The following is an 18,862-nucleotide window of genomic DNA, read 5'->3' on the forward strand; positions in this document are numbered from 1 at the left end:
CGGGTCAGGGCGTTTTTTTCTTATGGCTTCGGAACATGCTTGAAAATTTCTTCGCTTTCAAAAAACTCGATCAGGCGGCTGATCCAGTTGTAGTAATCAAGCCAATCCTTTAATTCTTTCAGCAGTTCGTTGATTTTTTCCTCAGCTTCTTCCGGCACGCCGTTTTCAAGGACGGCTGTCAGTTCGCGGTTCAGCTTTTTATGCATCATTTTATTTTTGCTGACGACCTTGCTCCATGTGGCCGTAAACAGCGTAATAAAGGTTTGGTAATAATCCTGCTCGACGTCGTATAAATCTTTGCGGACGCCTTTTTCAAACACTTTTTCCGCCAGATTGACGTCAAGCATTTCACGGACCGCCTGGCTCATTCTCGTCTTGCTCATGCCGGTCGCTTCTGATAATTCAGTTAAGGTCATCGGCTTGCGGTTCATATAAATAATGCCTAAAATGCGCCCCACCGTCGCGGGCATTCCGAATGTATGCATATTTTCAGCGATTCGTTCTATCAAATGATCTTCAGCTTGTTCGATTACGTGTAACGGATCTTTCTCCAACAGTTTCAATCCTTTCAGTCAGCAATTCCGATGTCAATATACCACATTTTTAAACCGGCGGAAATGCTCTTCCGAGAGAATTTGGCAGTAATCCGGAGCAATAAGAAGAACTTTGCCGGTCAATACGGGTTAATCAGTGCTTACACAACCTTTATATATAATATGGACAAATTGTAAACTTTTTAATTTACAAAGTTTAATTTATAATGGGAAACGTTCAATTGTCTGAAAAGTTAAATTTGAATTTAACGAATTGAATAAACTTAATCATGGAGGTGTGAGTGTTTGCTGACATTAGAAAATGTCTCGAAAATGTATAAAGGCGGGAAAAAAGCCGTCAACAGCATCAACCTGAATATCGCCAAAGGCGAATTTATTTGTTTTATCGGACCGAGCGGCTGCGGCAAAACGACGACGATGAAAATGATCAACCGCTTAATTGAACCGACAGAAGGCAGAATCCTGATAGAAGGCCGAAACATTATGGAACAAGACCCGGTGGAACTCAGAAGAAGCATCGGCTATGTCATCCAGCAGATCGGGCTGTTTCCGCATATGACCATTCAGCAGAACATTACGCTCGTTCCGAAGCTTTTAAAGCATCCTGCCGAAAAACGGAAGGAACGGGCGCGGGAGCTTTTAAAGCTCGTTGATATGGGGCCTGAATATTTAGACCGTTACCCTCATGAACTGAGCGGAGGACAGCAGCAGCGAATAGGTGTATTACGGGCACTTGCCGCAGAGCCGCCGCTCATCTTAATGGATGAACCGTTCGGGGCGCTTGACCCGATTACGAGAGATTCCCTTCAGGAAGAATTTAAAAAACTGCAAAAAACCTTACATAAAACCATCGTATTTGTTACCCATGATATGGATGAAGCCATCAAGCTAGCGGACAGAATCGTCATTCTGAAAGCGGGAGAAATCGTCCAGGCCGGAACGCCTGATGAGATTCTCAGATTTCCGGCGAATGAATTTGTTGAGGAGTTTATCGGCAAGGAACGGCTGATCCAATCATCCAGCCCTGATATTGAACGGGTGGAGCAGATCATGAATCCCGATCCCGTGACGGTAACACCTGAGAAAACACTGTCAGCCGCCATTCAGCTGATGCGTGCCGAGCGGGTGGATTCGCTGCTCGTCATTGATGAAAAGAACGTTCTCCAAGGTTATGTCGATGTGGAGATGATTGACCGCAATCGAAGACAAGCGGTAACCGTCGCGGAAGTGCTTGAACGGGATCTGTACACGGTCAGAAGCGGCACTCTGCTCCGCGACGCCGTCCATAAAATTTTAAAAAGAGGCATGAAATTTGTGCCGGTCCTTGATGAAGCCGGCCGATTAACGGGAATCGTGACAAGGGCAAGCCTCGTTGACATCGTCTATGACTCCATCTGGGGAGAAGAGAATCAGCTCGCGGTGATGTCATGAGGAGGCTTCAATTGATATGAATCAGACCGTGCAATTTTTACAGGCAAATGGAGGAGAGATGCTTTATAAAACATGGGAGCATCTGTACATCTCATTAATCGCCGTCATGGCGGGCATTCTCGCCGCCGTTCCGCTCGGCGTCCTGCTGACGAGGATGAAAAGAGGAGCCGGCGCCGTCATCGGCATCGTCAACATCATTCAAACCTTGCCGAGCCTTGCCATTCTTGCGTTTTTTATTCCGCTTTTAGGCGTAGGAAAGGTCCCGGCCGTTGCGGCGCTGTTTTTCTATTCCATGCTGCCGATTCTCAGAAACACGTATACGGGGATTCTCGGCGTCAATCGGCATCTTCTGGAATCGGGAAAAGGAATCGGCATGACGGCATGGGAGCAGATCAGGCTTGTAGAGCTCCCGCTTGCCGCTCCGGTCATCATGGCGGGCATCAGAACGTCTTCGATTTATTTAATCGGCTGGGCGACACTCGCCTCCTTTATCGGCGGAGGCGGGCTGGGAGATTACATTTTTATCGGCTTGAACCTTTATCAGCCGGAGTATATTATCGCAGGCGCCGTTCCGGTCACAGTGCTGGCGGCAGCCGTCGATTACATGCTGGGGATGACAGAACGGAAAGTCACGCCTGACGGGCTGAAGAGCATAAAGGATGCTACATAAGGAGGAGGTCTCTCATGGGGAATAGATGCAAAAAACGGCTGCTCGCAATCGCCTGTATCGGCATGCTGCTCCTTGGCGGATGCTCGCTCCCGGGATTGAGCGCCGCATCGGAGGATACCATTAAAATCGGCGCGCAAAGCATGACCGAATCAGAAATCATCGCGAGCATGCTCGGACAGATGATCGAACATCACAGCGGGTTGAAAACATCCGTTATTAAAAATCTCGGTTCCAACGCCGTACAGCAGCAATCCTTGATCAACGGTGATATTGATATCGCCGCTACGCGCTATACAGGTGACGCGCTGACCGGGACGCTTCGCATGGAGCCGGAAAAAGACCCGGACAAAGCGCTGCGGCTCGTTCAGCGTGAATTTCAAAGCAGATATGACATGAAATGGTTTGATTCTTACGGCTTTGATAATACATACGTCTTTACCGTTTCCGGACAGCTTGCCCGCAAGTACCATTTAGAATCGGTATCCGATGTCAAAAAAGAAGCGTCTCATCTGAAATTCGGCGTAGATAACTACTGGATGAAGCTGAGAGGCAACGGATATCAGGATTTTATGAAAACATACGGAATGTCATTTGAAGGCACGTATCCGATGCAGATCGGCCTCGTTTACGACGCGCTGAAAAGCAGAAAGATGGATATCGCGCTCGCTTATTCCACCGACGGAAGAATCATCGCTTACGGACTGAAAACGCTGAAGGATGATAAGCAGTTCTTTCCTCCGTATGACTGTTCACCCGTCGTTCCGGATCAAGTATTAAAAGAGCATCCCGAACTGGAGGGCGTGATCAATAAAATGATCGGCGCGATTGATACAAAGATGATGCAGAAAATGAATTACGAAGTTGACGGCCGATTAAAAGAGCCGTCCGTCGTGGCCAAGGAATATTTAGAAAAACATCATTACTTTGAATAACGGAAAGGAGATGTGCGGATGGACACGATGAAGGAGCTGTTTACGTATTACGCTCAAAACGGCAGCTATGTTCTGTATGAGTGCTGGCGGCACTTTCTCATGTCGGCGTACGGCGTCGTTTTCGCCGCCGTTTTCGCCATTCCGGCCGGAATTGTGACAGCAAGGCACGGGCGTCTCTCCGGCTGGGTGTTTGCTGTGGCGAATGTGATTCAAACCGTTCCGGCACTGGCGATGCTCGCCGTCCTGATGCTTGTCATGGGACTCGGCGCCAATACGGTCATCACGGCTTTGTTTTTGTATTCCCTGCTGCCGATTCTCAGAAATACGCACACGGGCATTATCAATATCGAGCACGCTTATCTCGAGTCGGGAAAAGCGATGGGCATGACGAAATACCAAATCCTTCGTATGGTGGAGCTGCCGCTTGCGCTTTCCGTCATTATGGCGGGGCTCCGAACGGCGCTCGTCATTGCCATCGGCATCACGGCGATCGGCACCTTCGTCGGGGCGGGCGGCCTCGGCGATATGATCGTCAGAGGGTCGAACGCGACAAACGGAACCGCCATTATTCTGGCGGGCGCCATCCCGACCGCGCTGATGGCGGTGGCCGCAGACCTGCTGATGGCGTGGCTGGAACGAGCCCTCAGCCCGGTGAAAAAACAAAAAAGAAAGCTGATCGTACGCTCAGCCTCATGAAAAAAAGCATTCTTCCGCGGGAAGGATGCTTTTTTTGATTTCTTGATTAAATTTTGATAACTGCGCTGTAAAGTCTTACTTATCAAATAACAAAGCAGAGGGGTAATCAAATGAGCAACATCATAGAAACGAGACAGCTGCAAAAATCATTCGGCAGACAACAGGCAGTGGCTGATGTGTCTCTATCAGTAAAACGCAACAGTATATACGGCCTGCTCGGTCCGAACGGCGCGGGAAAATCAACGACACTTAAAATATTGACCGGCATGCTGCAGCAAACATCCGGCGAGGTCCTGTTCGACGGACATACATGGAAGCGCGAAGACTTGAAAAGCATCGGTTCCCTGATTGAAGCGCCGCCGCTTTACAGCAACCTGACAGCCGCTGAAAATCTGAAAGTCCGCTGCGTGATGCTCGGACTGCCTGATTCAAGAATTGCGGAAGTGCTGGAAATCACGGGATTAACGGGAACCGGAAAAAAGCGCGCCGGACAATTTTCCATGGGAATGAAACAGCGTCTCGGCATTGCGTTAGCATTATTAAGCCGTCCGTCGCTCTTAATTCTTGATGAGCCGACAAACGGATTGGACCCGATGGGAATTCAGGATTTGCGGGAATTTATCCGCTCCCTCCCCGGACAGGGCATGACGGTTATTTTATCAAGCCATCTGTTATCAGAAGTCGAGCAGATCGCAGACCATATCGGGATCATCAGTGACGGCGTTTTAGGATATCAGGGAGAAATCAGCCGGGAAGATGATCTGGAGCAGTTGTTTCTGGAGGTAGTCAAATCAACACGGGAGAAAGCGGGGACAGGAAAATGATTCAGTACATGCAGGCGGAACATCTTACATCTAAAAGAACATTTATCAGAAAGCTCATCATTCTGATTCCGCTTCTGAACACGGCTTTTTCTTTTCTGCTGAATACGGCTTATTTTATGACGGGCACGTTCAATTGGTGGGCGGTTATTTTCATGCCGCTCATGATTGCTCTAATGTGCGGTTTATCTGTTAAAAAAGAGAAAAAATCTGCGAATGACCGCGCGGTGTACTCATTGCCGGCAGGTTTAAAAAGCATATGGCTCTCAAAAATAAGCTTGATCGCGCTGTATTCACTCCTGTCGCAAATCGTTTTTTTCATCATCATGTTTTTACTTGGCCTTGTATTTCCGGGAATTGCTGCGCTGCAGCTGAAAGGCGTTGAAGCAGGCTCCCTTTTATGGCTGACGACGCTTTGGGAAATTCCGTTCTGCTTATGGATTGCCAGACAGTTCGGATTTACGGCAGTCATTCTCGTGAATATGATCGCCGCTTTTGTTTTGGGTATTGTGCCGGCGTCCGGTTCATTGTGGTGGCTGAGCCCATGGAGCTGGTCAGTCCGGGTGATGTCACCGATTCTTGGGATCCATCCGAACGGAATTCCGCTTCCCGCAGACAGCGGCTTATTAAACGGAAACGTGATCATTCCGGCTATTATTCTTTCTATTCTTTCTTTTATCGCGATAAGTTTTGTTTCCGCAGTGTCTTTTTCAAAAGGGGGAAACCGGTCATGACCGTGCTTTTACGATATATGTGGGCCGATGTATTAAAAATGAAGCGCACGCCGCTCATATGGATGCATGTTGCGGCGCCGGCCGTATGCGCGGGATTTTTCCTGTTATATATGATGTATGGAAGGATTCAGGAGCCTTATGTGCTGTACAGCGTCTTCTTCAGCGCGATTGCCGTTTTATACCCTTTCATCATCAGTATTGTCTGCGGCATGTCTGCCTCCGTCGAGGAACAGGCGGGCCATTTTCAGATGATGCTGGCGGCGCCGTATTCGAAAATCGTCAGTTTTGCGGGCAAGCTGCTTTTGCTGCTCCTATTGAATGTGTTATCGGCAGGTCTCGCCATCTGTCTTTATTTGGCGGGGATGAAATTTGTTCTTCACATCAATGATCTCCCCTATCTTACGTTTTTAAAAGGAGGGGCGTGGCTGATTGCCGGCAGTATTCCGCTTTATATGATGTCTTTTTTTGTCGGCGTAAAGTACGGCATGGGACCGTCCGGGCTTTTAGGGGGTGCGGGATTATTAATGGCGGCGCTCATGAATACGGGACTTGGCGATATCATCTGGCGTTTTTTCCCGTGGGCATGGAGCGTGCGGCTTTCAGGCCTTGCAGGACTGCTGCATTTTGACAAAGTCAAAAAAGAGTTCCTCCCTTATGTAAGATACGATATGAGATTCGGAGAAATAATGTTATATTTTTCTATAGTGATATTAAGTCTGGCCGGCCTCTATTGGTGCAGAAGATGGGAAGGGCGGCGTTCATATGAATAAAGGCAAGGAGCGATTCGGCCGGTGGCAAACATTTTAGCAATTGATGATGAAAAAGATATTCTCGTTCTGATCAGAAATATTTTACAGCGTGATCAGCATACAGTAACGATTCTGGAAAAAGCGGAGGATCAGTCATTGGATTTTTTTCAAGGCTATGATTTGATTCTTCTCGATGTCATGATGCCCGGAACGGACGGGATTGAACTCTGCCGGCGGATTCGGCCGCTGGTGGACAGCCCGATCCTGTTTTTAACGGCAAAGTCTGACGAAGAATCCATTGTGAAAGGCCTCATGACAGGCGCTGATGATTACATCACAAAGCCGTTCGGCGTACAGGAATTGATGGCAAGGGTAAACGCGCATGTCAGAAGGGAACGGCGTGAGAAGCATCAGACGAAACGGCTGATATCAGGCTTCATGTTTGATTTTGACAATAAAGAAGTGTGGATGGATGACCGGAAACTGCCTCTTACGAAAAACGAATATAAAATCGTTGAATTTCTGGCACAGCATAAAAACAGAACATTCTCACGGGAGCAGATTTACGAGGAAGTGTACGGCTTGGACGGCGATGCGCTCTATTCAACCATTACGGAGTTTATCAGAACCATCCGGAAAAAATGTAAAGAACACGGGGCTGATCCGATCAAAACGGTGTGGGGTGTCGGATACAAATGGGAATAGCAAAAGGAAAATCCAGCATCCGCAAAGAGCTTGTCAAATTTACCATCACGCTGTGTCTGAGCACGATGGGGGTGGCGGCATTATGCGTCGCCTTAAATGCCATTGCCATGAATGCCGGAGCGATCCTGCCCGCAAACTACAGCGAGCATGAGGCGGAACAGATCAAACCCCGCCTGAAATCAGCGGAAAAAATAACAGAAGACATGATCCCCGCAGGTATGACATACGCCGTTTTTGATAAAAAAACAAAGCGGATGACGAAAGGAACGATGACGGAACAAGATGCGGCCAACGCCAGAAAAAAGATTCAGCATCAGCCGTATTTTAATTATGCTCAAAAAGGATTCATGGTGATAAATCGGAAAGATGAATACGGCGTTCTCCAATATTCACTCAGGTCGGAATTTCAGTCGCCGCTGTTAAGGCGCTATCTGCCGAATTATGAATGGACGGGTCTTACGATTCTGATCACTTTGCTTCTTTTGACCGTTTTTATCGTGACGACGCGTTTCGCCAATCAGCTGAGACGGCATTTCAGCACACTCAGCTCCATTACGGCAAGCATTCAAAAACAGAATTTAAATATCAATCCAAAAAGGTCGCGTATAAAAGAATTTGACGATGTCATTGACTCTCTGCTGAAAATGAAAGACGCGCTTCAAGCATCTCTGGCGGCGCAGTGGGAGGCGGAACGGATAAAGAAAGAACAGATCGGCGCGCTTGCGCATGATATTAAAATTCCGGCAACGATCATTAAAGGAAATGCCGAGCTGCTTCAGTTAACAGAGCCTGATGAGGAGCAGGCGGAATATGCGCAGTATATTCTGGATGCCGGAAACAAAATCGAGCATTATGTCGGACAGCTGATCCAGCTTTCCAAAGCGGAGGAGGCAGTTGCCGTTCATGTGGAATATACTGACCTCAAAGAGTGGATTCAAAACATATATCGTGACGCGGCGGCGCTTGCGGGGCCGAAGCAGATTGATCTCGTCCTCAGCGAACGGGGAAGTGACCGAAAAGAAGCGCCGATCGATCATGAGCTGCTCCACAGGGCGGTCATGAATATCGCGGCAAATGCCGTCGACTATACGCCGGAAGGAGGAGAAATCCGTGTGGACGTCCTGTGCACCGATTCCGCCCTCCATCTTGCCGTATCCGACAGCGGAAGCGGGTTCTCGCCGGAAGCGCTGAAAAGAGCGACACAGCTTTTTTACACGGAGGATAAAAGCAGACATTCGGCGGGGCATCACGGCATGGGGCTTACATTCGCCCATCATGTCGTACATCTTCACCACGGCGAATTAATACTTGAAAATCAGGAGTCTGGAGGAGCCCGGGCGGAGATTCGAATTCCGCTGGAAGGCGTCAGACAAAAACAAGCCCTGCACGTATGAGGGCTTGTTTTTTTCTGTTTCCATGTTTCTTTGAGAAAGGCAAAAATAAAAACGGCTGCCCGTTTGAGAGATCAGCCGCTTATGCGGAAAAGAGTTTATCAGGAAGGATCAATCCATTGTGAAGACCACTTGGAAATTTCCTCTAAAATAGGGGCTAATGCGCAGCCTTTTTCCGTTAATGAATACTCAATGCGGACAGGCGTTTCGGGGATAACATCCCGTTTGATGACACCTTCTGTTTCAAGTTCTTTCAGACGTTCTGACAAGACTCTTCCGCTTAAATTCGGAAGCGCCGCTTCAATTTCGCTAAATCGCTGCTGTCCGTTCAATAACTGAAAGACGATTAGAGCCACCCAGCGTTTACTTAGGATGTCGACCGCTTTTTCGAATCTGGGGCACATTTCTGATTGGTTCATGCTTTTTCACCTCGTCTTCTGCTATTATACCGCAAAATCGGAGGGAACGTATGTCTGGCGCTCGTTAAGTTGGGAGGGAATCAAAAAGAGGATGAGGAATCCGGGGAGCGCTTTTTCGCTTCAGCCGCGATAAAATCAAAGTATTTGCTGACGCTTTCAATATCTTCTTTTGTGAAGTGCTGCCACTTTTTGCTGTCAAACAGCGGCAGATGCTCCGCGCCTCTGTCAACGGCGGTCTGATAGATGGCGCAGATGGATTGATAGCTTTCGGATGTTTCGCGGATTTCCTCCTGAAATGCCTTGATGTGTCCGGCCCGCGCCATTAACTCCTCGTACGGAATTTTTAATGTGTCCGCCAATTTTCTGATGGTCGCGGGTTTAGGAATGCCGCGGTGCCCGTTTTCAATTCTGGAAATGGTCGCCGAGCTGACACCGGAATAGACGGCAAGCTGATTGACGGTAAGCTTCCGGGCGCGGCGCAGCTCTCTTAATTGCTTTCCGAATGTGTTCAATAAGATCGCCTCACATGTGCAAAGTCATGAGTCTTCGTTTGTTCTTTTTTTGGCTTCCGCCGATAAGAACGCAAAGTATTTATCAAGCAGAACCAAGTCTTCTTTCGACAGGTGCCGCCAGTTCTCCCGCTCCAATAGGGATAAATCATGCAGCTCATACGTTTCGGCTTTTTCCAGCAAGGTGCAGCCCGTGTCGTACGGGGCTCTCGTTTCCTGGACGGTCTCTATGTATCCCGCCGTCTGCATCAGTTCCTCATACGGGATTTTTAACGCATCTGCAAGCTTTTTAATGGTTGCAGGTTTCGGCACCCCGCGTTTGCCGTTTTCAATCCGCGAGATTCCCGCGGCGCTGACGCCTGAATACGTTGCCAGCTGGTTCACTGTCAGATGCCTTTTTTCCCGCAATGTCCGCAATTGTTTCCCGAAGCTTTCCACAGTCTCTCCCCCTCCCGCGGTCTATTTATATTCTAGTATGTTTATTGACTAAAGGGAATAGCCAGGCTGGAAAAGTATTGACAAAAGTTAACAAAAGCCGTATCTTATGTATAAGAAAGAAAGTATTTGACAGAACGGAAGGTGAAGAAAGTGGTCGAAAAGATACAGATCAGAAGAGATTATGTGCTGCAGTATATGGTCAATAATGACTACTCGTTAAACCAGCTCGCCCTGGAGATCGGAATATCTCCCGCCACACTGAGCCGTGTACTGAATGGAGAGCGGAGGCCGGGACAGCTGGTCATCGGAAAAATGCTCTATTACTTTGACATGAAATTTGAAGATCTTTTTTACTACGACTTTGTTGACAAAAGTCAATGATGATGGAAGATTCAAACGCATTTCCGTTTTTCTGACATGATGTGCACCGATACGGCGTGACATGCCTTTGTTTTTCATGTAAAATAGAAGCAATGTAGGCCAGTCAGTCTGGAGGTGTATGGGATGCACACATTATTGATTACCTTATTGGTTATCGTCAGTATTGCACTTATTATTGTCGTATTGCTTCAAACCAGCAAAAGCGCCGGTTTATCGGGTGCAATTTCAGGCGGGGCGGAGCAGCTTTTCGGAAAACAGAAAGCAAGGGGCCTTGATCTGATTCTTCACCGCACAACCGTTGTGCTGGCAGTCTTGTTTTTCGTGTTGACGATTTCGCTGGCGTATATCGTATAAGGCAATGTTTGTATAAGGTCTGATTTAATATCAGGCCTTTTTCTTGTTGAGAGACGGCGTTTGTTTCTCGCAAAACTGTGGAAAACTAAATTGAATGTGCAAAAAAGGGGTTATGAGCATGAAAATTGTGACACCAAAACCATTTACATTTAAAGGCGGAGACAAAGCGGTGCTTCTGCTGCACGGATTTACGGGAAATACGGCAGACGTCAGAATGCTCGGCCGCTACTTGAATGAGCGCGGCTACACTTGTCACGCGCCTCAATATAAAGGGCACGGCGTTCCGCCGGAAGAGCTGGTACATACGGGGCCTGAAGATTGGTGGAAAGACGTCATGGACGGTTATGAATATTTACGGTCTGAAGGCTATGAAAACATTGCGGCCTGCGGACTGTCGCTTGGCGGGGTTTTTTCATTGAAATTGGGTTACACTGTACCCATAAAGGGAATTGTTCCTATGTGTGCGCCGATGCACATTAAAAGTGAAGAGGTTATGTACGAAGGAGTTCTTTCCTACGCGCGCAATTATAAAAAATTCGAAGGAAAACAGCCGGAGCAGATTGAAAAGGAAATGAAGGAGTTTGAAAAAACACCGATGAATACGCTCAAATCGCTTCAAGAGCTGATTGCCGATGTGCGCAAAAACGTCGACATGATCTATTCCCCGACATTTGTGGTTCAGGCACGGCATGACCATATGATCAATACAGAAAGTGCGAACATCATTTACAACGAGGTGGAAACGGACGACAAACAGCTGAAATGGTATGAAGAATCAGGCCATGTCATCACGCTCGATAAAGAACGGGACCTCGTTCATCACGATGTGTACGAATTTTTAGAGAAACTCGATTGGTAACAAACAGGAGGTCGAATAATGGAAAAAGAAGCGTTTATGGACCGTCTTCTCGCGTTTATGAAGGAAGAGGCGTACAAGCCCCTTACCGTTCAGGAACTCGAGGAGATGCTGAACATCACGGAAGCAGATGAATTTAAAGAGCTGGTAAAAGCGCTGGTGGCGCTCGAGGAGACGGGACAGATCGTCCGCACCAGAAGCAACCGCTACGGGCTTCCGGAAAAAATGAATTTAGTAAAAGGAAAAATTTCCGCGCATGCAAAGGGATTCGCGTTTCTATTGCCGGAGGATACCTCTTTAAGCGACGTGTTTATTCCGCCGAATGAGCTGAATACGGCCATGAACGGCGATATCGTTATGGTGCGGCTCAATTCCCAGTCAAGCGGATCGAGACAGGAAGGCACGGTCATCCGCATCCTGGAAAGAAGCATCGACCGCGTCGTGGGCACATACACAGAAACGAAAAGCTTCGGCTTTGTCATCCCGGATGATAAGAAAATCACGAGTGATATTTTTATTCCGAAACATGCCAATAACGGCGCTGCGGAAGGCCATAAAGTCGTCGTCAAACTGACAAGCTACCCTGAAGGCAGAATGAACGCCGAAGGAGAAATCGTTGAAATACTCGGCCATAAAAATGATCCGGGGATCGATATTTTATCAATTATCCATAAGCACGGCCTGCCGGGGGACTTTCCGGCTGAAGTGATGGAGCAGGCAACAAGCACGCCCGATACCATCGATGAAAAAGACATCAAAGACCGCCGTGATCTCCGCGATCAGGTCATTGTCACCATTGACGGCGCGGATGCGAAGGATCTGGATGACGCCGTCACCGTGACAAAGCTTGATAACGGCAGCTACAAGCTCGGCGTTCATATTGCCGACGTCAGCCATTACGTCACGGAGAATTCCCCGATTGACAAAGAAGCGCTGGAAAGAGGGACAAGCGTGTACTTGGTTGACCGGGTCATTCCGATGATTCCGCACAGACTGTCTAACGGAATCTGTTCTTTAAATCCGAAGGTCGACCGGCTGACGCTTTCCTGCGAAATGACAATCAACCAGCAGGGGCAGGTAACAGAGCACGAGATCTTCCAAAGCGTCATTAAAACGACGGAAAGAATGACCTATTCAGATGTCAACCGGATCCTCACAGAAGACGACGCCGAGCTGAAAGAAAGATATGAGCCGCTCGTCCCGATGTTTAAAGACATGGAACGTCTGGCGGAAATTCTCCGGGCGAAACGGATGGACCGCGGCGCCGTGGATTTTGATTTCAAAGAGGCGAAGGTGCTCGTCGATAAGGAAGGCGCCGTAAAAGACGTCGTCATCAGAGAGCGCTCAGTAGCGGAAAAGCTGATCGAAGAATTCATGCTTGTCGCAAACGAAACGGTGGCCGAGCACTTCCATTGGATGAACGTGCCGTTTATTTACCGGATTCACGAAGAGCCGAACGCCGAAAAACTGCAAAAGTTTCTGGAGTTCGTCACGACATTCGGTTATATCGTCAAAGGGAAAGCCGGAGACATTCACCCGCGCGCGCTGCAAAGCATTCTTGATGAAGTACGGGACCGTCCGGAAGAAACGGTGATTTCAACCGTCATGCTCCGTTCCATGAAGCAGGCGAAATACGACCCGCAAAGCCTGGGCCATTTCGGGCTGGCGACTGAATTTTATACGCACTTCACATCGCCGATCCGCCGTTATCCTGACTTAATCGTTCACAGGCTGATCAGAACGTATTTGATCAACGGACAATCGGACGAAGCGACTCAAGAAAAGTGGGCCGAACGCCTTCCGGAAATTGCTGACCATACGTCAACGATGGAACGGCGCGCCGTTGACGCCGAGCGGGAAACGGACGATCTGAAAAAAGCGGAATATATGCTTGATAAAATCGGCGAGGAGTTTGACGGCATGATCAGTTCCGTCACGAATTTCGGAATGTTTGTCGAGCTGCCGAATACGATTGAAGGGCTTGTGCACGTCAGCTTTATGACGGATGATTATTACCGTTTTGACGAGCAGCATTTCGCCATGATCGGTGAACGCACGGGCAACGTTTACCGCATCGGAGACGAAATCACGGTCAAAGTCGTCGACGTCAATAAAGATGAGAGAAACATCGACTTTGAAATTGTCGGCATGAAAGGCACCCGCCGTCCGAGAGAAACAACAGGCGACCGCAGAAAACGAGGCAGACCGGCGCGGAAACGCGTGTTAAACAGCAATACCCCGGCTTCACCGCCGAAATCGGAGGAAAAAGGGGAATGGTTTACAAAACCGAAGAAGAAAAAGAAAAAACGCGGTTTCCAAAACGCGCCGAAACAAAAACGCAAAAAGAAGAAGTAAATGCGAAAAGCAAATGGGGCAAAATGCTCTGTTTGCTTTCTTTCGCAAGCCGCATTTTCATTGTCGCGGAACGCTCCATTTGCTAAAATAAAGCGTATCGCACACATGAACGGTTTTTGCGGAGAGAGGAGGATAAGGCATGCCAAAAGGATCAGGCAAAGTATTATCGCAAAACAAAAAAGCAAACCATGATTACTTTATAGAAGAAACCTATGAAACAGGCATCGTGCTGCAGGGAACGGAGATTAAGTCCATCCGCGCCGGCCGCGTAAACATGAAGGATTCCTTTGCGAAAATCGAACGCGGCGAAGTGTTCCTCCACAACATGCACATCAGCCCGTACGAGCAGGGAAACCGCTATAACCATGACCCGCTCCGGACGAGAAAGCTTTTGATGCACCGGAAAGAAATCAATAAGCTGATCGGCCTGACGAAAGAGAAAGGCTATTCCCTCGTGCCGCTGAAGCTGTATTTGAAAAACGGCTTTGCCAAAGTGTTAATCGGCCTCGGAAAAGGGAAGAAAACATACGATAAACGCGAAGATTTAAAACGAAAAGACGCCAAAAGAGAAATCGAAAGAGCGTTCAGAGACAGACAAAAAGGCTTCTGATGCATGAGCCTTGATGTGATGATATGCCCTGTGCTATACTGTTCACACATCAGATTCACAGGCTGTTTATTGAAGACATTCCCAATTGAATTTGCCTGTGATCATGGTATAATAACAGTACAGCCAGTTGAGCAAGAGCTTGATAGATCTCCCGTATACCCTTAACAAGGGGACGTTACGGATTCGACAGGGATGGATCGAGCTTGAGCTGCGAGCCGAGAGGCGATCTCGTTAACACGCACCTAAATATAACTGGCAAAACTAAAAGTTTTAACCAAAACTTAGCACTAGCTGCCTAATAAACGCAGCGAGCTCTTCCTGACATTGCCTATGTGTCCGTGAAGAGCACATCCAAGTAGGCTACGCTTGCGTTCCCGTCTGAGAACGTAAGAAGAGACTGACAGACTAGCTCTCGGAAGGCCCGCCCGCAGGCACGAAGACGAGTGAAACACGAAATATGCAGGCTACGCTCGTAGACGCTTAAGTAATCGATGTTTCTGGACGTGGGTTCGACTCCCACCGTCTCCATACATAACAGAGGAACCGCAGTGCCGTCACATGACGCACTGCGGTTTTTTCATGCCGAAATCAAGGAGTGAAAGTGAATGGAAATCGTCATCATAGACGGAAAAGATGTTACAAGCACAGAAGCATTACACCGAATCTTAAAAGATCAATTAGATTTCCCGGACTATTATGGTGAAAATTTGAATGCCTTATGGGATTGTCTGACAGGCTGGATCGAATTTCCCCTGACTTTGGTGTGGAAGAATTTTGAGATCAGTCAGAAGGAATTGGGTTCGGATGCTGATGATGTATTAAGGATATTAAAAAAGGCTCAGGCAGAATTAGATGGTGAATTTTTCATTCAAATCGATCAGCCGTCAGCCGGGACAACGGACAGGCACTAAAAAGTGCGTACTTCCCCTCATCCATTTTTCTATCCGATAATAGGGACGGAAGGTTTCAGGCTTTCGATTTCTGTCCATATATAAGAAGAGACTTGCGATAGGGAGGAATGGATGATGGATTTGCAGTTGAAAGGGAAGACGGCGCTTGTGACGGGATCTACGTCAGGCATCGGGAAGGCGATTGCGGCTTCGCTGATTGCAGAAGGTGCGGCCGTGATCATTAACGGCCGCCGTGAAGAAAAGGTGAACGAAACGATCCGGGAACTAGAGAAACAGACGCCGGATGCCCGTCTCTATCCGGCCGCATTTGATTTAGGCACGGCGGAAGGGTGCGGCGCGATTTTTCAGCAGTATCCGGATGTGGATATTCTCGTCAACAATTTAGGAATCTTTGAACCTGCGGAATACTTTGATATTCCTGACGAAGAGTGGCTCCGGTTTTTCGAGGTGAATATCATGAGCGGCGTGAGGCTGACACGCCGGTATGCAAAGCGGATGATTGAACGGAAGGAAGGGCGGGTGATTTTTATCGCGAGTGAAGCGGCCGTCATGCCTTCTCAGGAAATGGCCCATTACAGCGCTACGAAAACGACGCAGCTGTCGCTGTCACGCAGTCTGGCCGAGCTCACGGAAGGGACGAATGTGACGGTGAATACGGTCATGCCCGGCTCCACGAAAACAGAGGGCGTCGAAACAATGCTCGAGTCGCTTTATCCCGGTGAAAACCTGACCGCGGTGGAGGCGGAGAGACGATTTATGAAGGAAAATCGTCCGACGTCGATCATTCAGCGATTGATCCGTCCGGAAGAAATCGCCCACTTTGTCGCCTTTTTAAGCAGCCCGCTGTCGTCTGCCATTAACGGATCTGCATTGCGGATCGACGGCGGCTTGGTGCGGAGCATTATATAAGATGAACGTAAAAAAACCCCCGTAAAGCGGGGGTTTTTTTAATGCGGATCACGCTGAAACCGGCCGATGATCCTGCTGATTAAATCTTTTGTGGCGCAGTCAAAATGCTCTTCTTTTTGGTTTGTCAACAGCCCGACCGGCGGTGAAATTGTTAAGTTATTGATCGGAATGACCTTCGTGCCCTCGATCGGTTCTGAGTGCGCCGTCGCCGTAAAGATTGAGACGCCGATATTTTCCCTGACATAGTATTGATGAGCCATGCTGCTGGTCAGCTCCATTTTTCGATAGCGGCTCCCGATGGCACGCTGCAGGTGCTGTTCAATTTGAATCCGGATCGGGCAATTGGCGGGCGTGAAAATCAGGCATTCATTTTCTAAATCCTCGAGATTGACGCTTGCTTTGTCGGCAAGGGGATGTCTGTCTGACACGATGACATTGAGCGAGTCATGGAAAAACGGATCGAAATAATTTTCCAGAATCAGCTCCGGCTCGCCGCATACGGCAAAATCAATGGCGCCCTCCAGCAGTTTGCGGCTGCATGTATTGGCATCATCCACGCTGACATTGACCGACATGTCAGGATAATCATGTAAGAAACCCCGCAGTACGGCAGGGAAGATCAGGCTTGCCGTCGGTTCGGATATGCCGATCTGAATAAGGCCGGCCTGGCCCTGTCTGATGTCGGCCAAAGTATGGTCAAGCACCTCGTATTGCGCGAGAAGCTGCCCGGCCCGCTCATGAAACAGCCGCCCCGCCCTTGTCAGTTTCAGCTTCTTTCCCCGTTCAAACAGCTGCGCGCCTACATCTTGTTCCAGCTGTTTAATCCGCATTGAAATCGTCGGCTGTGAGTAGTTCAGAATTTCGGCGGCCTTATAAAAGCTGCCTGACTGTACGATGGTATGAAACGTTTTAATGGTGCGTAATTCCAACGAAATCCCCTCCCGGCTGTTCATTAATTTTCTTGAACCTTTCCTTTACTTTTTTTGATTAGTCAAATAAATCAGTTTGTTTTATAGTATAAACAATCAAAGCTTAGTAAACAAATTGGAATTATATATTTTTGCGGGGAGAGTGACCGGAATGAGTGAAGACATATTTCGATTGGCTGAGAAAAAGGATGCGCCGGAGTTTTTAGAGCTGCTGTACAGCGCGTTTCAGCCGATCCGCAATTTGGAGATTGACTGGCCGTCGGCGCGGGCCGACATCGATATGGTAACAGAAAATATTGAAAATCATTCAGCCGTCGTGCTCGAACGGGACGGACGGCTTCTTTCAACAATTACGATCCGTTTTCCGTGGGAGAGTGACACGCCTCCGTCAAAATATCCGTTTGTCTGGTGGTTTGCGACGCTTCCTGAGCTGAAGGGGCAGGGCATCGGCAGCAAACTTTTGACTTATGTGGAAGAACACGTGCTGCGGGATACGCTGAAGGCCCCGGCCATCACGCTCGGCACTTCGGCGCGCAAGCATCCCTGGCTTGTAGATATGTACAGACGGAGGGGGTATGAAGTGTATTTTGAGCAGGAGAAAGACGGAGACATCGGAGTCATGATGAGAAAGGTGCTCATACCGGAGCGGTTTGACGCGTCGCTGTTAGGCACACCGAGCTGGGCGCAATGATAAAAAAACGGATCAGAGCCGGCTGTCTGCTTCTGCTGCTCGGCGTGCTGGCCGGGTGCGGGCAAGGAGAAAGCACAAAAGCGGGGAGCGGCGTGCAGACCGTCATTGTCGGCACGGGAACTGATTTTCCGAACATTGCTTTTATGGATGAAAAAGGCGAGCTGACCGGCTATGACATTGAAGTGATGAAAGCCATTGATAAACAGCTGCCGCAATACAAATTTGTCTTTAAGACGATGGATTTTTCGAATCTGCTCACAAGTCTCGGAAACCGGAAAATTGACGTGATCGCGCACAATATGGCGAAAAATAAGGAACGGGAGAAACGCTTTTTGTATCACAAGATCCCGTATAACTACTCGCCGATGTACATCACGGTGAAGGCGGATAATGACGCGATACACACGCTCCGGGATTTAAAAGGGAAAACCGTCATCGTCGGCGCGACGTCAAACGCGGCGGACTATATGACGGCATACAACAAAACCCACGGCAGCCCGATACATTTGAAATACGCCGGGCAGGGCAGCAATGATACAGCAAACCAAATTGAGACGGGACGCGCTGACGCCACCGTATCCACGCCGTTTGCCGTCGATTTTCAAAATAAGACGCACGCGTTCAAACAAAAAACGGTCGGTGATGTGCTGCTGGATACCGAGGTGTATTTTATGTTCAATAAAAACAGCCAAACCCTGGCGGACGATACGGATCGGGCGATTCAAAAGCTTGAGAAGGACGGCACATTGAAAAGGCTGAGTGAAAAATGGCTCGGCGCGGATTATTCAAAATCAAGTTTCACGAAATAACTGAAGCA

At 48.5% G+C, this 18,862-nt stretch carries 23 protein-coding genes and 1 other RNA gene; 19 read left to right on the forward strand and 5 right to left on the reverse strand.

Annotated elements, in window-relative coordinates; genetic code table 11:
- Positions 1-20: 20 nt before the first annotated feature.
- A complete protein-coding gene (locus tag AR442_RS09320) occupies positions 21-554 on the reverse strand; it encodes a GbsR/MarR family transcriptional regulator (RefSeq protein WP_003151660.1) in 534 nt (177 codons plus the stop codon).
- A gap of 285 nt (positions 555-839) precedes the next feature.
- On the opposite strand from AR442_RS09320, the gene AR442_RS09325 reads away from it, so the two are divergent.
- From AR442_RS09325 to AR442_RS09365, 9 genes are all read left to right on the forward strand, one after another.
- A complete protein-coding gene (locus tag AR442_RS09325; RefSeq protein ID WP_029973568.1) occupies positions 840-1,985 on the forward strand; it encodes a betaine/proline/choline family ABC transporter ATP-binding protein in 1,146 nt (381 codons plus the stop codon).
- A gap of 16 nt (positions 1,986-2,001) precedes the next feature.
- Positions 2,002-2,655 carry an ABC transporter permease gene (locus AR442_RS09330; RefSeq protein WP_053285146.1) on the forward strand — a complete coding sequence of 218 codons (654 nt, stop codon included), beginning with the start codon at positions 2,002-2,004 and terminating at the stop codon, positions 2,653-2,655.
- A 14-nt stretch (positions 2,656-2,669) separates the two neighbouring features.
- Positions 2,670-3,587, forward strand: coding sequence for an osmoprotectant ABC transporter substrate-binding protein (locus AR442_RS09335; protein ID WP_021494140.1), 918 nt, complete (start codon positions 2,670-2,672; stop codon positions 3,585-3,587).
- Between the two features lie 18 nt (positions 3,588-3,605).
- Entirely contained in the window at positions 3,606-4,283 is a 678-nt protein-coding gene (locus AR442_RS09340) for an ABC transporter permease (protein WP_021494139.1), read from the forward strand.
- A 110-nt stretch (positions 4,284-4,393) separates the two neighbouring features.
- Positions 4,394-5,107, forward strand: coding sequence for a lantibiotic protection ABC transporter ATP-binding protein (locus AR442_RS09345; RefSeq protein WP_022553802.1), 714 nt, complete (start codon positions 4,394-4,396; stop codon positions 5,105-5,107).
- Entirely contained in the window at positions 5,104-5,838 is a 735-nt protein-coding gene (locus AR442_RS09350; RefSeq protein ID WP_053285147.1) for a lantibiotic immunity ABC transporter MutE/EpiE family permease subunit, read from the forward strand. The genes AR442_RS09345 and AR442_RS09350 overlap by 4 nt, the downstream gene beginning before the upstream one ends.
- Positions 5,835-6,608, forward strand: a complete 774-nt coding sequence (locus AR442_RS09355; protein ID WP_053285148.1) for a lantibiotic immunity ABC transporter MutG family permease subunit — start codon at positions 5,835-5,837, stop codon at positions 6,606-6,608. The genes AR442_RS09350 and AR442_RS09355 overlap by 4 nt, the downstream gene beginning before the upstream one ends.
- A 21-nt stretch (positions 6,609-6,629) precedes the next feature.
- Positions 6,630-7,292: a response regulator transcription factor gene (locus AR442_RS09360; RefSeq protein ID WP_003151668.1), complete on the forward strand. Its 663-nt coding sequence runs from the start codon at positions 6,630-6,632 to the stop codon at positions 7,290-7,292.
- Positions 7,283-8,686 (forward strand): sensor histidine kinase, encoded by a 1,404-nt coding sequence (locus tag AR442_RS09365; protein WP_014418896.1) that lies wholly within the window; start codon positions 7,283-7,285, stop codon positions 8,684-8,686. Before AR442_RS09360 ends, AR442_RS09365 begins: the two co-directional genes overlap by 10 nt.
- Before the next feature lie 98 nt (positions 8,687-8,784).
- On the opposite strand, the gene AR442_RS09370 is transcribed toward AR442_RS09365, so the two are convergent.
- From AR442_RS09370 to rghR, 3 genes are all read right to left on the reverse strand, one after another.
- Complete coding sequence (locus AR442_RS09370) at positions 8,785-9,102, reverse strand: catDE operon transcriptional regulator CatR (RefSeq protein WP_007613812.1); 318 nt, start codon at positions 9,100-9,102, stop codon at positions 8,785-8,787.
- Between the two features lie 80 nt (positions 9,103-9,182).
- Positions 9,183-9,614: a helix-turn-helix domain-containing protein gene (locus AR442_RS09375; RefSeq protein ID WP_003151674.1), complete on the reverse strand. Its 432-nt coding sequence runs from the start codon at positions 9,612-9,614 to the stop codon at positions 9,183-9,185.
- A gap of 24 nt (positions 9,615-9,638) precedes the next feature.
- Entirely contained in the window at positions 9,639-10,049 is a 411-nt protein-coding gene (rghR, locus tag AR442_RS09380; protein WP_003151677.1) for a transcriptional repressor RghR, read from the reverse strand.
- A gap of 195 nt (positions 10,050-10,244) precedes the next feature.
- Here rghR and AR442_RS09385 point away from each other — a divergent pair, with 195 nt between their 5' ends.
- From AR442_RS09385 to AR442_RS09420, 8 genes are all read left to right on the forward strand, one after another.
- Entirely contained in the window at positions 10,245-10,430 is a 186-nt protein-coding gene (locus tag AR442_RS09385) for a helix-turn-helix domain-containing protein (protein ID WP_087920807.1), read from the forward strand.
- A gap of 123 nt (positions 10,431-10,553) precedes the next feature.
- Positions 10,554-10,784 carry a preprotein translocase subunit SecG gene (secG, locus tag AR442_RS09390; RefSeq protein ID WP_003151681.1) on the forward strand — a complete coding sequence of 77 codons (231 nt, stop codon included), beginning with the start codon at positions 10,554-10,556 and terminating at the stop codon, positions 10,782-10,784.
- A 118-nt stretch (positions 10,785-10,902) separates the two neighbouring features.
- Positions 10,903-11,643 carry an alpha/beta hydrolase gene (locus AR442_RS09395; RefSeq protein WP_053285149.1) on the forward strand — a complete coding sequence of 247 codons (741 nt, stop codon included), beginning with the start codon at positions 10,903-10,905 and terminating at the stop codon, positions 11,641-11,643.
- A gap of 18 nt (positions 11,644-11,661) precedes the next feature.
- Positions 11,662-13,995: a ribonuclease R gene (gene rnr / locus AR442_RS09400; RefSeq protein ID WP_022553798.1), complete on the forward strand. Its 2,334-nt coding sequence runs from the start codon at positions 11,662-11,664 to the stop codon at positions 13,993-13,995.
- A gap of 139 nt (positions 13,996-14,134) precedes the next feature.
- Positions 14,135-14,605 (forward strand): SsrA-binding protein, encoded by a 471-nt coding sequence (gene smpB / locus AR442_RS09405; protein ID WP_003151688.1) that lies wholly within the window; start codon positions 14,135-14,137, stop codon positions 14,603-14,605.
- A 168-nt stretch (positions 14,606-14,773) separates the two neighbouring features.
- Positions 14,774-15,136, forward strand: a transfer-messenger RNA (tmRNA) gene (ssrA, locus tag AR442_RS09410).
- A 74-nt stretch (positions 15,137-15,210) separates the two neighbouring features.
- Positions 15,211-15,516: a barstar family protein gene (locus AR442_RS09415; protein ID WP_053285150.1), complete on the forward strand. Its 306-nt coding sequence runs from the start codon at positions 15,211-15,213 to the stop codon at positions 15,514-15,516.
- A gap of 114 nt (positions 15,517-15,630) precedes the next feature.
- Positions 15,631-16,425, forward strand: a complete 795-nt coding sequence (locus AR442_RS09420) for an SDR family NAD(P)-dependent oxidoreductase (protein WP_014721805.1) — start codon at positions 15,631-15,633, stop codon at positions 16,423-16,425.
- A gap of 38 nt (positions 16,426-16,463) precedes the next feature.
- Here the strand turns inward: AR442_RS09420 and AR442_RS09425 are convergent, their stop codons facing one another.
- Entirely contained in the window at positions 16,464-17,354 is an 891-nt protein-coding gene (locus AR442_RS09425; RefSeq protein ID WP_017418907.1) for a LysR family transcriptional regulator, read from the reverse strand.
- 151 nt (positions 17,355-17,505) lie between these two features.
- Between AR442_RS09425 and AR442_RS09430 the strand changes: the two genes are divergently transcribed.
- Together AR442_RS09430 and AR442_RS09435 are read left to right on the forward strand one after the other, a co-directional pair.
- The gene (locus AR442_RS09430) at positions 17,506-18,045 is read left to right on the forward strand and encodes a GNAT family N-acetyltransferase (RefSeq protein ID WP_003151702.1); all 540 of its coding nucleotides are present in this window, start codon (positions 17,506-17,508) and stop codon (positions 18,043-18,045) included.
- Positions 18,042-18,854: an amino acid ABC transporter substrate-binding protein gene (locus AR442_RS09435; protein ID WP_014418889.1), complete on the forward strand. Its 813-nt coding sequence runs from the start codon at positions 18,042-18,044 to the stop codon at positions 18,852-18,854. The genes AR442_RS09430 and AR442_RS09435 overlap by 4 nt, the downstream gene beginning before the upstream one ends.
- The last annotated feature ends 8 nt before the right edge of the window (positions 18,855-18,862 follow it).

The organism is Bacillus velezensis (assembly GCF_001461825.1).
Classification (GTDB): domain Bacteria; phylum Bacillota; class Bacilli; order Bacillales; family Bacillaceae; genus Bacillus; species Bacillus velezensis.